The sequence below is a fragment of the Arthrobacter sp. 24S4-2 genome (assembly GCF_005280255.1).
Taxonomy (GTDB): domain Bacteria; phylum Actinomycetota; class Actinomycetes; order Actinomycetales; family Micrococcaceae; genus Arthrobacter.
The window spans coordinates 3,967,835-3,981,580 of the sequence record NZ_CP040018.1; the positions used below are offsets into that span (position 1 = coordinate 3,967,835).

15 protein-coding genes and 1 tRNA gene are annotated in these 13,746 nt (G+C 65.9%); 7 read left to right on the plus strand and 9 right to left on the minus strand.

What is annotated here, in order from left to right; all coding sequences use genetic code 11:
- Window positions 1-104 precede the first annotated feature (104 nt).
- Genes FCN77_RS18395 through FCN77_RS18405 form a run of 3 tightly spaced genes read left to right on the plus strand, consistent with a single transcriptional unit; the run spans window position 105 to window position 2,113 of the window.
- Entirely contained in the window at window positions 105-620 is a 516-nt protein-coding gene (locus FCN77_RS18395) for an Lrp/AsnC family transcriptional regulator (protein WP_137323430.1), read from the plus strand.
- A gap of 15 nt (window positions 621-635) precedes the next feature.
- A complete protein-coding gene (gene corA / locus FCN77_RS18400; protein WP_137323431.1) occupies window positions 636-1,631 on the plus strand; it encodes a magnesium/cobalt transporter CorA in 996 nt (331 codons plus the stop codon).
- Between the two features lie 5 nt (window positions 1,632-1,636).
- Window positions 1,637-2,113 (plus strand): cell division protein ZapE, encoded by a 477-nt coding sequence (locus tag FCN77_RS18405; RefSeq protein ID WP_137323432.1) that lies wholly within the window; start codon window positions 1,637-1,639, stop codon window positions 2,111-2,113.
- Here FCN77_RS18405 and FCN77_RS18410 read toward each other — a convergent pair.
- The gene (locus FCN77_RS18410; protein ID WP_137323433.1) at window positions 2,110-4,845 is read right to left on the minus strand and encodes a PEP/pyruvate-binding domain-containing protein; all 2,736 of its coding nucleotides are present in this window, start codon (window positions 4,843-4,845) and stop codon (window positions 2,110-2,112) included. The genes FCN77_RS18405 and FCN77_RS18410 overlap by 4 nt on opposite strands.
- 156 nt (window positions 4,846-5,001) lie before the next feature.
- Here FCN77_RS18410 and FCN77_RS18415 point away from each other — a divergent pair, with 156 nt between their 5' ends.
- Window positions 5,002-5,349: a hypothetical protein gene (locus FCN77_RS18415; protein ID WP_137323434.1), complete on the plus strand. Its 348-nt coding sequence runs from the start codon at window positions 5,002-5,004 to the stop codon at window positions 5,347-5,349.
- 24 nt (window positions 5,350-5,373) lie between these two features.
- Here FCN77_RS18415 and FCN77_RS18420 read toward each other — a convergent pair whose 3' ends face one another.
- The 8 genes from FCN77_RS18420 to galU all read right to left on the minus strand — a co-directional run bounded on the left by FCN77_RS18420 (window position 5,374) and on the right by galU (window position 11,747).
- Entirely contained in the window at window positions 5,374-6,072 is a 699-nt protein-coding gene (locus FCN77_RS18420; protein ID WP_175417311.1) for a trypsin-like serine protease, read from the minus strand.
- Window positions 6,073-6,409: 337 nt separating this feature from the next.
- Window positions 6,410-8,002 carry an ABC-F family ATP-binding cassette domain-containing protein gene (locus FCN77_RS18425; RefSeq protein ID WP_137323436.1) on the minus strand — a complete coding sequence of 531 codons (1,593 nt, stop codon included), beginning with the start codon at window positions 8,000-8,002 and terminating at the stop codon, window positions 6,410-6,412.
- Window positions 8,003-8,103: 101 nt separating this feature from the next.
- Window positions 8,104-8,176, minus strand: a tRNA-Ala gene (locus FCN77_RS18430).
- A 57-nt stretch (window positions 8,177-8,233) separates the two neighbouring features.
- A complete protein-coding gene (locus FCN77_RS27045; RefSeq protein WP_254678624.1) occupies window positions 8,234-8,617 on the minus strand; it encodes a hypothetical protein in 384 nt (127 codons plus the stop codon).
- Between the two features lie 79 nt (window positions 8,618-8,696).
- Window positions 8,697-9,047 carry an NAD(P)H-binding protein gene (locus FCN77_RS27050; RefSeq protein ID WP_254678625.1) on the minus strand — a complete coding sequence of 117 codons (351 nt, stop codon included), beginning with the start codon at window positions 9,045-9,047 and terminating at the stop codon, window positions 8,697-8,699.
- 80 nt (window positions 9,048-9,127) lie between these two features.
- Entirely contained in the window at window positions 9,128-10,066 is a 939-nt protein-coding gene (locus FCN77_RS18440) for a hypothetical protein (RefSeq protein WP_137324854.1), read from the minus strand.
- A gap of 151 nt (window positions 10,067-10,217) precedes the next feature.
- Window positions 10,218-10,835: a GNAT family N-acetyltransferase gene (locus FCN77_RS18445; RefSeq protein WP_137323437.1), complete on the minus strand. Its 618-nt coding sequence runs from the start codon at window positions 10,833-10,835 to the stop codon at window positions 10,218-10,220.
- Between the two features lie 6 nt (window positions 10,836-10,841).
- Complete coding sequence (galU, locus tag FCN77_RS18450; protein WP_137323438.1) at window positions 10,842-11,747, minus strand: UTP--glucose-1-phosphate uridylyltransferase GalU; 906 nt, start codon at window positions 11,745-11,747, stop codon at window positions 10,842-10,844.
- A 98-nt stretch (window positions 11,748-11,845) separates the two neighbouring features.
- On the opposite strand from galU, the gene FCN77_RS18455 reads away from it, so the two are divergent.
- The 3 genes from FCN77_RS18455 (at window position 11,846) to FCN77_RS18465 (ending at window position 13,736) form a co-directional block, all read left to right on the plus strand.
- Window positions 11,846-12,442 carry a 5-formyltetrahydrofolate cyclo-ligase gene (locus FCN77_RS18455; RefSeq protein ID WP_137323439.1) on the plus strand — a complete coding sequence of 199 codons (597 nt, stop codon included), beginning with the start codon at window positions 11,846-11,848 and terminating at the stop codon, window positions 12,440-12,442.
- 139 nt (window positions 12,443-12,581) lie between these two features.
- Window positions 12,582-12,839, plus strand: coding sequence for an FmdB family zinc ribbon protein (locus tag FCN77_RS18460; protein WP_137323440.1), 258 nt, complete (start codon window positions 12,582-12,584; stop codon window positions 12,837-12,839).
- 102 nt (window positions 12,840-12,941) lie between these two features.
- The gene (locus tag FCN77_RS18465; protein WP_137323441.1) at window positions 12,942-13,736 is read left to right on the plus strand and encodes a Flp pilus assembly protein CpaB; all 795 of its coding nucleotides are present in this window, start codon (window positions 12,942-12,944) and stop codon (window positions 13,734-13,736) included.
- Window positions 13,737-13,746 lie beyond the last annotated feature (10 nt).

Sequence of the window (13,746 nt, forward strand, 5' to 3'; positions counted from 1 at the left end):
GGCCCGGACGAAATAATTGGTACCTACAGAATGGGCCATTCATGATCTTGAGGAGCATAATCCGTGCCAAAATTGATCAAAACAGTCAATTACTACCCGCAATAATGAACGGAAGTGACGATTTGAACAGCTTGGACAATACGGATCTGAAGATCCTGCTCGAACTGATCCGTGATCCGCGGGTCCAGATCGGCGAACTCAGTGAGTCGCTGGGCATCGCCCGCAACACGGCGCAGTCCCGGATCCGGCGGATGCTCCGCTCCGGCCTGCTGCACGACGGCGGCCGGGAAATCGACCTCGAAGCGGTGGGATACGACGTCGTCGCCTTCGTGACGATCGAAGTGTCCCACCGGGAACTCGACGGAGTTGTGGGCGCCCTGCGCCTGATCCCCCAGGTCCTTGAGGTCCACGAAATCTCCGGGCGGGGCGACGTCTGGTGCCGGGTGGTGGCCACGGATACGCACAACCTGCAGACTGCGTTGCGGTCGATCCTGAGGATCAAGGGGGTAATCCGCACGGAGACCGTCCTCGCCCTGCACACGCACATCCCCTACCGGACCGAGCCGCTGATCAGCAGGCTCGCCCAAAGCGCCGCGCAGGCGGCCCCGCGCGGCGGATGACTGCGATAATGGCGCGTGACCATCATCGACAACGCCGTATATGTGAACGGCCGCCGGACCGCCGAGCCGCACAACCTCGAGCAGACATTTGAGACCCTCGCGGACCACGGCGGCATGGCGTGGATCGGGCTGTACCGTCCCACGCACGATGAGATGGCTGCGGTCGCCAAGGAGTTCGCACTCCACGGGCTCGCGGTGGAAGATGCCATCTCCGCCCACCAGCGTCCCAAGCTGGAACGCTACGACGACGTCCTGTTCACAGTGCTCCGGCCGGCCAGGTACCTCGACGAAACCGAAACCGTCGAGTTCGGCGAACTCCACGTCTTTACGGGCAAGAACTTCGTCGTCACCGTCCGGCACGCCGAAACCGCCGGTGTCGCCCAGGTGCGGCAGCGGCTGGAAGAACGCCCGGACCTCCTCAAGCACGGTCCGGAAGCCGTGCTTTATGCCCTGATGGACCAGGTGGTGGATGACTATGTTCCCGTGGTTGCGGGCTTGGAAAACGACATCGACGAAATTGAGGACCAGCTGTTCAGCGCGGATCCGGCCGTTTCCCGCCGCATCTATGAACTGGCACGGGAAGTGATCCAGTTCCAGCGTGCCATCCATCCGCTGCCGGCCATGATGCAGCTGCTCAAGCGCGGATTCGACAAATACGTTGTGGACACCGAACTGCAGCACCATCTCCGCGACGTGGAGGACCACGTGGAGCGGCTGATCTCCCGCGCCGATTCCTTCCGCGACATCCTCCAGAATGCGCTGACTTTGGACGGCACGCTGACCGCAAACCGGCAAAATGAGGCCAGCGCCGAGCAGAATGAGCAGGTCAAGAAGATCTCGTCATGGGCTGCGATCTTCTTCGCCCCGTCCTTCGTGGCCGGCGTCTACGGCATGAATTTCGACCACATGCCCGAACTGCACTGGACGCTCGGCTACCCCCTGGCGATCGCCATGATGGCCGGAACGGCAGCACTGATGTACACCATTTTCAAGCGAAAAGGATGGCTGTAGCGGCGATGACCGACTCCGTGGAACACAGCCAACAGACCGGTTACCGCCCGGGACGGATCATCAGCCCCGGCACTGCACGGCAGCTGGGAACCTTCGGGCTGTTCGTCCCGGCGCCGGGCCAGCGGCGCACCCTCGACGTGGGCGGCGCGCCCCTTGAGGCGAAAAGCGCCGAAGGCGGCCTGCTGTGGATCGGCTTCCGCGAGCTCACGGCAGGCACCGTCGCCGCTGCTGATCTGGCATCCGCGGCTGCCCGGTTCGGTGAGTGGGCCGTGGACGGAATCCCGGCTCCGGCGGACGCCCGCGCCGTATCGCCAGAGTGGAAGCGGCTCAGTGAGGTTGTCGAGCTGCTGTTTGCTGCTGGCGCAACAGTGTTCCTTATCGGCGCGCCACTCCCCGGATTTGGCCCGGACAGCCCCTTTTCCCGGCTGCTCCGGGTGCAATCAGACGAGGAACTGCCGGCTGGGCAGACCTCCGGCTGCTAGGCGGGACCGCGCAGGGCACCGAGCGTCACAGTGCCGGCGTCGCCGTCGACCTCCACCTGCTGGCCGCTGGCGATCCGCCGGGTGGCCACCCCGGTGCCCAGCACCGCAGGGATGCCGTACTCCCTGGCCACAATGGAGCCGTGGCTCAGCGGCCCGCCCACGTCCGTGACCACCGCAGAGGCCATGGCGAACAGCGGGGTCCAGGCCGGAGTGGTGATCCGGGCCACCAGCACCTCCCCCGGCTGCATGAGGGAAAACTCTTCGGGGCCAGCCAGCACGCGTGCAGGGGCACTGACCCTGCCTTGGCTGGCGCCAACCCCCTTGAGCGTGTTCCCGAGCTGGTCCTGGGAGCCCGCCGGCATCATTCCCTCCATGGACCGCTGCAGCCAAGGAATCTCGGGCAGCATCTGCGGGGCCTCCGCGTTGCGTTGTCCCCGCCAGACCATCCTGCGCGCGCTGGCGGCTTCGGCGAGGACCGGCCGGTCGGTCCCGGTGATTGCCGCCGTCCGCGCGCCCGAAGCGGTAAGCCCGAATTCGACGGCACTGTGGAGTTCCTGGTGCCGAAGCCAGAACACATCGTCCGGCTCCGTGATGACGCCGGCCGCCACCAGCCGTTTCCCCAGTTCGCGCAGCATCCGCCGCATCAGCGGCCAGCCCAGGCCGACGTCGGCCAGAGCGTCCTCGCGGATCGGCGCGGAACGCTGGGCCCACCGGAGCAGACGCACGAAGGCGGCCCTGCGTGCAGGGTGCAGCCTGGCCAGAATCCTGCGGGTGCTCTCCTCGCGGCGGGCGGCGGACCGCTGCTGGCGCCGGTGCGGGTTGGTGCCCTGTCCGCGCAGGAAGAACTTCACCGCCTCCAGCAGCGGGGACGGGTCATCGGCCGGCACAGGGTTGACGAAGTCCAGGTTGTAGACCGCGTGCCCGAAACGGTCCAGATGGAGCTGGAACCGCTGTTGCCAGCGCTCCCACAGCCCCGGATCCATCCCGGACGGAACCGTTCCTGTTGTCTGGGACCGGGCCAGCTCTTTGGTTGGCGTGCCAAGGATCGCCGCCGCCAGCCCCTGAACTCCACGGGACCACTCGGCAAGGTCGAAGAGGGCCTTCTCCGCCCGGATGGGCTCGCTCTCGTAGCCGAGCAGGAACGTCGGGGCCGGCGGATCGCCGTCTCCGCGCACAAGCCTGTCGTAGAACTTCTGGAAGGCAACCTCGCTCGTGACGGCAAGCGGGATGATCGACTGCACGGCCGTGTAGTACACGGTCCCCGCATCGAGCAGCGCCGATACGCCGTCGAGCAGTTCCTGCCCGGTGTGGTCGGCGACGGGCTTCACCGACCAGGACTCCACCACGCCCGCGTAGCGGGGATGCGAATATTCGCGCCACCCCTTGATTCCCATGTGCGCCTCGCCGCGCATCAGGGCCCGGACAGCTGCCGGAGTCTTCCCCAGCATCCGCCACAATCCGGCCGTCCGGTAGTAGTAGTAGGCGTAGCCGTTGATGGTGGGCAGCGCCAGGTCGCCGTCGCGGAGCCTGCTGTTGCCGAAGGCTTCCGCCAGCAGGGCATTCAGCGAGCGGGTCACCGAGCCGTCGATAAGGTCGGCGAACAATGGGCAGAGCGGGTCGGGCAGTTGTTCCACGATGCTCGCGCGGAAGTAGAGTCCCTTGGCGTACGGCACCGTCCAGTCGGTTGGCGTTTCACCTGCCGGCTCGGGCAGCGCCGTGATGGGCCGGGACTGGACGATGAAGAACTCGCCGTCCGCGAGCGCCCACTCGATGTCCTCCGGGGAGCCGAAGTGCTCCGCAATCCGGGTTCCGTAACCGGCCAGCCTGGCCGCTGCGGCGTCGTCGAGCACCGGCCGAAGGCGGCGGGACTCCGGCACGGGCACTTCCCGCGTACCGTCCATCCCCGTGGCGGGGTCGGCATAAACCGTCATGACCTGTTTGTCGGCGGTCCGCCTGGAAACCACCTTGCCTGTAGCCGCGTCGACGACGATATCGTCCGTTGAAACTGCCCCGCTGACCACGGACTCGCCCAGCCCCCACGCGGCGCCAATGACAATCTGGTCGCGGCGTCCTGTGGCGGGATTGGCAGTGAACATAACTCCTGCGGCATCGGCAGCCACCATTGCCTGAACCACCACCGCCAGCCGGACGTCCCCGGGCTGTATTCCCTCGCGGGCGCGGTAGGCCATCGCGCGGGCGGTCCACAGGGACGCCCAGCAGTTGATTACTGCCGTCGTCAGTGCATCAATACCGCGGATGTTGAGGTAGGTATCCTGCTGACCGGCAAAGCTGGCCAAGACGAGGTCCTCGGCGGTGGCGGAGGACCGCACTGCCACAGTGGCGTCCCCGCCGCCGGTTCCCTCTCCGTCCGGCCTGATGCCCTGGCCAGGACTCCGGCCGCTGGCTTTGCCCTGCCCCAGCCTCCGGTACCCTTCGCGGAGCTCAGCCGCAACCTCCGGCGGCATCGCGCCGCCGGCAAAGAGCGCACAGATGCGGCGGGATGCATCCTCGTAGTCATCCGGCGACGCCGTGGCAGGCAGCAACGCGTGTCCCTGGATGCCAACACCGATCTGGTTCGCCTCAACGAAGGACTCGTAGGCTGCGGTGTTGAGCAGGAACCCCGGCGGCACGGGCAGGCCGGCCCGAACCAGTTCGCCGAGCCCCGCGCCCTTGCCGCCCGCCGCAGCAACGTCCGCCCGGCCGACGTCGACGAAATCACTGATGTAGACCATGACCTGCGGCCTCCTGTCCGGCAGGGGTTGTCCTCGAGACCCCTGATTCACAAATACTGGCATGTGCGGCGGCAGCATGCCATGGCCGGAGGGCAGCGACATTCAGACCTGCCGGAGGTCTTCCGATCTCGGGTCCACGTCCATAAGGTGGGTGGCATGACTGATGCTTTTTCCTCCCTCGTGGAGACGTTCAGGAACGTGGGAGTATCGAGGGCTTACGGCGCGCCCGTGCAGATCGGCGGCGAGGAACTCATTCCCGTTGCGCTGGTGTCCTTCGGGTTTGGCGGCGGAGGCGACGCCGGGACCGGGGGCGCGGGCGCGGGCCAGGCCGCGGAGGGCGGAGGGGGCGGAGGCTTCGTGCTCCCGCTGGGCGTGTACACGCGGAACGGGCATGGCCACGTGGCCTTCCGGCCCAACACCATCATGGTCCTGGCCGGGCTGGTCCCCGTGGTCTGCGCGGTGGGGATCGCGGTCCGCGGTGTCCTCAGGACCATCCGGTCCTGAGGACACCGACCCCGTTGAGCCGTCTTACCGCACTCCGGCGGTGGTCCTGATCCACTCGAGCCCGTAAGGGATGGAGGCGGACAGGTTCAGGTACGCGGGGGCTGGCGGCAATTCGATGGCGTTCGTGACACCCACCAGTTTCTGTTCACCGTGATCGGACCAGATGACGGGTCCGCCGCTGTCGCCCCGGTTGGCCGACGTGTAGGGCGAATACGTGCAGAACTGCCAGGGTCCTGCGATGTCCGGGCACGCCGCGGCGGGAACGGCCGTCAGCCGGGTTTCCTCAAGCCTGCCGGCGTCGCAGGGCGCCGCAACGTTGAAGGGGTCCCCGGTGCAGCCGTAACCGGCCACCGTGATTTCCTCCCCCACCGGCGCGGGTGAGGAGGCCAGTTCGATGGTTGGCTCGGCGACGTCCGACCGCAGGAATATCAACGCAATATCGTCCTTGATCAGCGCCGGGTCGTAGTGCGGCATGGGCACGGCCGAGGCGACGGCGACGGTGTACTGGTTGCGCCTTTCGCCGTAGTGGAAGGTCACGCTGATGGCGGACGGGCTGCGTCCGTTGTTACGGATGCAGTGCGCCGCGGTGACCACAGTGTCCCGCTTGATCAGGGATCCGGTGCACCAGCCTGTTCCTTCGGGGTACGTCAGTTCCACCCTGACCGCCCACGCGTAGTCGTCCGAGTCTGCCCGGCTGCCGTTGAACACCGCGCGGGCGGGCACAGCGGTTGCGGAGAGGAGGACCGCGGCGATAAGAGCCGATATCAGCCGCGGTACGATTCTGCGGCCCCGAAATCCCGGACCCCCTGGTCCCGGGGTTGGACAGGTGCTGTCAGCGCCGTCTCGGCGAAGGGTTTTTGTGGGGTTGCCGTTGCGCATGAGGTGGCTCCTCATATTTGCCTAAGATATTCGCGGATGTTGTGACGGACCCAAGCCATACAGGGTCCGTCAGATGCACACATCTGCCCCCAGTCGCAGCACCCTAACTCTGCCCCCGGCGCAGCCCGCCGTCAAGGCAAAAACGACACCGGCCACCGGCCTGCCCGCCGGTTAACGCTGACTAGGCTGCGCGAACCTCGACTTCGCCGGGCTGCGCTGTGTCGGCACCGAAGATGAGGTGCCGGTTGGCGATCTTCTCGGAGAAGAAGCGGTCGTGGCTGACCACCACCACGGCACCGGGAAAATGCAGCAGCGCCCGCTCCATGACCTGGGTGCTGGACAGATCCAGGTGGTTGGTGGGCTCGTCCAGGAGCAGCACTGAAGCACCTGACAGGAGGCATTGCGCCATGGCGACCCGCGCCTTTTGACCGCCGGAGAGGTTTCCGATCTCTTGCTTGAGGTCCGCCTCGGAGAACTGGAACATGGCAAGGAACCTGTTGACTGATTTCTTGGTGGCGCTGAAGGCCAAACTGTCCGGCAGCGCATTGACCGCGTGGGAAACCGTGTCGCCGTCGTCGAGGTCCTCCAGCATCCGGTTGTAGGAGACAAATCCCGGACCTTTGGCCCACGTCACCGCTCCGGAATCCGCCTCCTCCTCGCCGGTCATGACTTTGAGCAAAGTGGACTTGCCGCTGCCGTTGGAGCCAAGGACCACGATCCGGTTCCCGCGCCTGATCTCGAAACTGAGGTCTTGGAACAGTTCCTTGTCACCGTAGGACTTGGCCAGCCCCTCCACGCGGCAGAGCACGTCCTTCACGTGAAGGCCGCCGTATATTTCCGTGACTATCTGGTCGACGGGCCGGGGTGTGCGGGACTTCTTGATTTTGGCCAGCTGGTTGCCCAATCCGCGGCTCGCGGCCTTGGCAGCTTCGCGGCGGTCTGCGATGCCTTCGGCTTCAAAGGCCAGCAGCTCGGATTCGTGCACAAACTGCTGTTCGAGGGACTTCAGCCGGAACTGTTTCTGCACGACGTATTCGCCGAAGTTTCCCGGGTATTCGTGCAGGTGGAAGTTCTCCACCTCGATGATCCGGGTGACCACGGCGTCCAGGAATTTCCGGTCGTGCGAGACGATGATCGCGGCGCCCTTGAAGTCCCGGAACCATCCTTCGAGCCATTCGACGCCGGCCACGTCCAGGAAGTTGGTGGGTTCGTCCAGAAGCAGCACATCCGGGTCTTCAAGGAGAATCTTGGCCAGCGCGGCACGGTTGCGCCAGCCGCCGGAGAGCTGGTCGATGGCGCACAGGCGGTGGGCCTCGTTGAACCCCAGCGTCGTCAGGACGGTATCGATGCGCCGGGGGTAGTCCCAGCCACCCAGACGGTCCATGTCCTCGAAGAGTTCGGACTGGCGATGGATAAGGCGGTCGATCTCAGCCTCCGAGGGTCCCGCCGCAATGGCAGAGTCGATGCAAGCCAGTTCAGCTTCGGTCGCCTTGATGCCGGTGAAAAGACCGTTGAGGACCTCCGTGATGGATTCTTCCCCGTTCAGTTCGGAGAACTGGGAGAAGTAGCCCACTTTGGTGCCCTGTTCAACCGTGACAGTTCCGGAGTCCGGTGTGATCCGGTCAAGGATCAGTTGGAGCAGCGTGGTCTTGCCCGAACCGTTCTTGCCGATGAGACCCACCCTGTCGCCCGGTTCGAGGCGGAAGAACGCTTCACGCAGAATCTGGGCATTGTCGAATCGTACGCTGACGTCGTGCAGCCGGATCAGGCTCATTGCTGCTGTCCTCTCGAGGGTGGTTCATTCGCGCATTGCCGGAGCGGCAAAGAGAAAGCTCCCCCACCCCGCGCTGGCGCCGGATGAGGGAGCATATTGGGTGGAGCTAAGGAGATTCGAACTCCTGACCTCTTCGATGCGAACGAAGCGCTCTACCAACTGAGCTATAGCCCCGGGCCGCCGCCATCCCTGGGGAGAAACCGAAGGAACAGGCGAACCGGTGTCCCTAGGCTACAAACTATTGGCGTGCTTCGCCAGCCAGCTGCCGAATGTCTCGCTTCCGTAGCGTTGTTCCGGGACAAGGTTCCTGCCTTCGCAGAGGAACCTGCCCACTGCACCAGGCACCGGCAGCCGGACAGGGCGTGCCCGCGAGCCGGTCTGGCGCTTCCAGGTGTCGGCGAGGTCCCGCATGTCATTGACCTCCGGTCCGCCAATGGTCCGCCGCCTGTGGAGTTCCCCGGCGGGCTCCTCCAAAGCTGCTTCGAGCAGGGCCGATGCCGCTTCCGCAGGCGCAATGGTCTGGAAGCGGGCACCCTTGAGAACGGGAATGAGTCCAAGGCTGGAGCCGGCGGAAAAGAACTGGGGCAGCAGGCTGTGGAACTGTGTGGACCGCACGGTCACGGTCTCCAGCCGTGAACGCGCATAGACCAGTTCCTTGTCGGCCTTGGAACGGTAGAAGCGAAGCGGCGCCTGGTCACAGTTGATGATGGAGCAGCACGGCCTTGGCCGTCCCTGCGTCGCGGGCCGCCCGGAGGAGGTTCGCGCCGCCGTCGGCGAACGTCCTGAGGGCCTTCCCCGATCTGCCTTCCAGGCAGTCGATGACGACGGCGGCACCGGCCAAAGCGTCCGCCAGCCCCTCACCGGTGGTGACGTCGGCACGGAAATACCGCGCGCCGTCGTACACGCCGCCCGTTGCAGAACCCACGGCGGCGGAAACCGGCGGGTTGCGGCTGATGACGGAGACCTCGTGGCCCAGCGCCAGGACTTGGGCCACCACCTCGGAGCCAACCTGTCCTGTGCCGCCGGCAACGCAAATGCGAGTCATGCTCCGAGGCTACAGGCCGGCAGCCACGGGGAAACAAGAAACCCCGGGCAGCCAGTGGCTGCCCGGGTCGAAGTCAGTGATCAGGCGCGACGGCGCTGCAGGACGTCGTCCAGATTGCTCAATGCGCTCTGCGCCTTGGTCAGGGGCTTGGCGGCCGGAGCGCTGGCTGCAGGTGCCGCGGCCGGTCCCTGCTTCAGGGACGGTTTGCCTACGGCCTTCGGGGCCTCCGGAAGAGCGAGCGGCTCGGGAGCCGCACGTTCAGCCTTGGCGGCCTCCACATAGGTGGGTTTGGGAACTTCAACCGGCTCCCAGCTGGACTCCCCGGCGACTCCGGAACCTGGCGCTTCTGCGGTCCGGAGGGCCGTGTCACCCGAAGCCTTGGCCTCGGCTAGTGCTGCCTCCCGGAGTTCCTGCGCCGTGAGGGGCTTCACCCGGGGGCGGTCCGCCTCGGCGTCAAACAGCGGGCTTTCCGGTGCTTCCACAGCCGGCTCCCGGTCAGGACGCGGCACGGCGGCCCGCATCTGCCGCGCTGGCGCATGCATGGCCGCACGGAAGGCGGCGTTCATCCTGGCACGCCGATCCCGTACAGCCAGCCGCCGAAGCAGTGCCACTGCCCCGACAGTCGCCATCAAGGCCGCAACAGGTACCCACGATGAGCCGATTCCGAATACCCGCAGGGCAGCGGTCACAATCCCGGTCAGCAAGGACACCAGTGCCACGAGTGCTATGGCACATCGTCCGTAACGGATCCTGAGTGCACCCGGACGTGCCTTCGCCGGCCCCTGGCCGGCGACGGAAGTCAGGGATCCCTGAGCGGATCCGGTGGCCTGCTTGGTTTCCATTGGTTTCTCCTGCTGGGCGGCCATTTTCATGACGTTTCCGGCTTGGGGTTGTGCTGGTTCAGCATCGTTGACATCGAACATCAGCTCGACGGCGGGTTGCAGCTGATGCTGGCGATTCCGGAGTACATACGGGGCCACCCACACAATCCAGAGCGCGACAGCGACAACAAGGATCACTGAGCTGCTAAGGGGGAAGTCCACAATCAAAACCGTATGAGCAATTTGCCTACTGCACTCGCATTAGCTCCGGTGTGTCGCGGGGCAGCTGGCAAATCAATGGATTTATGACCAAAGACACAGCTGGCGGACGCCGGGAAGCCGGAACGGATCAGGCCGGGCGGGTGCTCAACCATCTGGCCAGGAGCCCCTCGGGGACTTCCTCGGAGGTCAAGGCGAAAGACCTGTGGTCCGCCCATTCCCCGTTGATGTGGAGGAACCGCGGCCGGTACCCCTCGTCCCGGAAACCGAGCTTTTCCACCACCCGGAGGCTCGGCACATTCTCAGGGCGGATGTTGATTTCCATCCGGTGCAGTCCGAGGGCTCCGAAGCAGTGATCGGTGGCCATGGCCACGGCCGTGGGCGCGATGCCCCGGCCGGCGCAGGACTTGTCCACCCAGTAGCCCAGGGTGGCCATCATCGCCGAGCCCCAGATAATGGACGACACCGTCAGTTGCCCGACGATGACAGGATCCCGCTGCCCTGGTGTCCGTTCGGTGATCACAAAGGGCAATGCAGTGGCCTGGGCGGCCTGGGCGTTGAGGGACCTGACCATCTGCCGGTAGTCAGGCAACGCTCCGCCGGGAGCGGGATTCGAAGCCTCCCAGGGTGCCAGCCAGTCGGAATTCCGGGAGCGGACCGCCATCCATTCCTTGCGGTCGCGGTACCGGATGGGACGCAGCACAATATCGCCGCACTCCAGTGTCACCGGCCAGATACTGCCCCGCATGGGCCGTTACTTGGCCAGCGAGGCAGTGAACTCCGGCAGCCATTCGCGCAGGCCGGGGCCGAGGTCATCGCTGTCGCAGGCGAGCTGGACGCAGGCCTTGAGGTAGCTGAGCTTGTCCCCGGTGTCATAGCGGCGGCCGCGGAAGACGACGCCGTAGACGCCGTAACCTTCCCCGGTGCCGGCAGCAAGTTCCTGGAGGGCATCCGTGAGCTGGATTTCCCCACCACGGCCCGGTTTCGTGTTTTCGAGAACGTCGAAGACGGCGGGGTGCAGGACGTAGCGGCCGATCACGGCAAGGTTTGACGGCGCTTCATCTGCGTCGGGCTTTTCCACGAGCTTGCGGATCCGCACGTAGCCGTTCATGTCGGTTTCGTCGATGTCGGCGCAGCCGTACGCGCTGATCTGGGAAGGTTCCACCTCGATCAGGGCGACGACGGAGCCGCCGGTCTTGGCCTGGACCTCGATCATGGTGCTCAGCAATTCATCCCGGGCATCGATGAGGTCGTCGCCGAGCAGGACGGCGAACGGCTCATAGCCGACGTGCTGCTTTGCCCGCAGCACGGCGTGGCCAAGACCCATGGGGTCGCCCTGGCGGACATAGTGGATGTCGCCGAGGTTGCTTGCAGCCTGGATGGCTTCGAGCTTGGTGGTGTCGCCCTTGGCTTCAAGGGTGGCCTCCAGCGAGGGTACGCGGTCGAAGTGGTCTTCGAGGGCGCGCTTGTTCCGGCCGGTGATCATCAGGATGTCGGTGAGGCCGACGTTGACAGCCTCTTCGACGACATACTGGATCGCGGGCTTGTCCACGACCGGCAGCATTTCCTTGGGCATGGCCTTGGTGGCCGGGAGGAACCTCGTGCCGAGACCCGCAGCCGGGATGACAGCCTTGCGGACGGAAGTATTGGTGGTAGTCACTGGACTAATCTAACGTCAGGGGCCAAACATTGGGTAATTGCACGAACCGCCCGTTCAGCCCCGCACCGGGGCCGCCGGGCATGGAAGGACAGGCTCTGATGCCATCGAAGCAAGAGATCCGCTCCGCCCACAGAATCGAGCGTGCCGCTGTCTCTCCCGCGGGATTGGAAACCGCCGGAGCAGGCATCGCCCGCCACGGACTCCAGTGGGCCACGATGATTGCCGCGGGAGGGCGCAGCACGTTTGCCGCGTATCTGGGCGTGGGATTCGAGCCCCCCACGGTCCCCCTGATTACCGCGCTTCACGTCACCGGGCACCGGGTGCTGCTGCCTGTCTGCGGCCCGTCCCTGACCTTGACCTGGGTCTATTGGACCCCGGCGACCGAATTCGTCCGCAGCAGCTATGCCCCGATCGAGGAGCCTGTCGGCGAACGGCACGGCGCCGGGATCATGCAGGACGTGGCCGGGCTGTTCGTCCCCGCCACCGCCGTGGATCTCTCGGGAAACCGCATCGGCCAGGGTGGTGGCTACTACGACAAATTCCTGGGGGGCCTCGAAAGCGACGGCCTTCAGTTGCCCGCGGCTGCGGTGGTTTATGACGGCGAAGTCCTTCCGGCCGGCAGTATCCCCGCGGAGCCCTTTGACCGCCAGGTTCCGGTGGCGATCACTCCGTCGGGAATCACGCGCCTGATGTGAAGCACCCCCGCGGCGGATGATAGAATTGGCACTCAGGCCCTGCGACTGCTAAGGCCGGACATCCGTCGATAGACATATCGGCTGTGTTCCGAACCGGGCAGCACGGGACCTGCTCGTTTGTCCCAAAGGAGGATCCCCAGTGCCCACGTACGCATATGCCTGCAAGGACTGCAGCCACGCCTTCGAGATTGTGCAGTCGTTCACCGACAGCTCCCTGACCTCCTGCCCCGAGTGCGAGGGTGCGCTTCGCAAGAAGTTCAACAGCGTTGGCGTCGTCTTCAAGGGCTCCGGCTTCTACCGGACCGACTCCCGCGACACCAAGGGCGGCAGCGTCTCGCCCGCCCCGGCTGCGGCTCCCGCAGCTGCTCCCGCGGCAGCTGCCGCAGCCGCCAACTAACACCGGCGACGGCGTCCGCGGACGTTTCCCCACGAAGCCGTTTTCCACATAGGTCTTCCGTGGCCTGTCCGCAGCCGGCGGACCTTCCGTAGCGTGGCCGGTATGCCAGCCACCCTCCGCAGCAACGGACTTCCAACCACACGTGCCCGCAGCGCCAGGGCCCCGGGCCGCTCCGGCCCCGACCGGACTGCAGCCCCGCATTTGCGCCGGCAACCGTTCCGGTCCGGGCGCCCGGGCCGCACAGGACCGTCCGCGGTTCGGCGTCTCTCCGGGTGGCTTAACCGCAACCGCCGCCTCGCGGTCGCGCTGCTGCTGTGCGCGGCAGCCGGCATCTCCGTCCAGCAGCTGACGCCGGCCCCAGCCCACACGGTGACCGCCGTGGCGTCCGCAAGGGACCTCCCGGCAGGGGCTTCACTGACGGGCGCTGACGTGGTGGAGCTCAACGTGCCGCCGGGCCTGGTTCCTGCAGGAGCCTTCACCGATCCCGCCGCAGTCCAGGGCAAGCAACTTGCGGCGCCGCTGCGCAAAGGCCAGTTGCTGTCCGACGCGCAGCTGCTGGGGCCGGGGTTGCTGGCGGGCACAGCGCCCGGATCGGCAGCAGTGCCGTTGAGAATGGCCGATCCGTCTTCCATCCAGCTCGTGGCGCCGGGCCAACTGGTCAACATCGTCATGACCAACGGGACCGACTACGGCCAAGCGGCAGCATCTGAGGTCCTGGCGGCCTCCGTCCCGGTCCTCTGGACCTCCGGTCAGGGCGGAAAAACCGGCGAATGGCTGGGCACGGGCGAAACCGAAGGACTCATGGTGGTCGCCGCGGATCCCGACCAGGCCCGCAAGCTGGCCGGCGCTTCGACGCAGGGCAAGCTCTTCTTCGTGCTGGTGGGAGCTCCGGGCTGAGTCCTGCCTA

What these genes read in the sequence shown, in the direction of transcription:
- FCN77_RS18455 (WP_137323439.1), top strand. Translation starts at nt 11,846, where the DNA reads ATGCCATCGAAGCAAGAGATCCGCTCCGCCCACAGAATCGAGCGTGCC.
- FCN77_RS18425 (WP_137323436.1), bottom strand. Translation starts at nt 8,002, where the DNA reads ATGAGCCTGATCCGGCTGCACGACGTCAGCGTACGATTCGACAATGCC.
- FCN77_RS18445 (WP_137323437.1), bottom strand. Translation starts at nt 10,835, where the DNA reads ATGCGGGGCAGTATCTGGCCGGTGACACTGGAGTGCGGCGATATTGTG.
- FCN77_RS27050 (WP_254678625.1), bottom strand. Translation starts at nt 9,047, where the DNA reads ATGACTCGCATTTGCGTTGCCGGCGGCACAGGACAGGTTGGCTCCGAG.
- FCN77_RS18415 (WP_137323434.1), top strand. Translation starts at nt 5,002, where the DNA reads ATGACTGATGCTTTTTCCTCCCTCGTGGAGACGTTCAGGAACGTGGGA.
- FCN77_RS18410 (WP_137323433.1), bottom strand. Translation starts at nt 4,845, where the DNA reads ATGGTCTACATCAGTGATTTCGTCGACGTCGGCCGGGCGGACGTTGCT.
- FCN77_RS18465 (WP_137323441.1), top strand. Translation starts at nt 12,942, where the DNA reads ATGCCAGCCACCCTCCGCAGCAACGGACTTCCAACCACACGTGCCCGC.
- FCN77_RS18395 (WP_137323430.1), top strand. Translation starts at nt 105, where the DNA reads ATGAACGGAAGTGACGATTTGAACAGCTTGGACAATACGGATCTGAAG.
- FCN77_RS18405 (WP_137323432.1), top strand. Translation starts at nt 1,637, where the DNA reads ATGACCGACTCCGTGGAACACAGCCAACAGACCGGTTACCGCCCGGGA.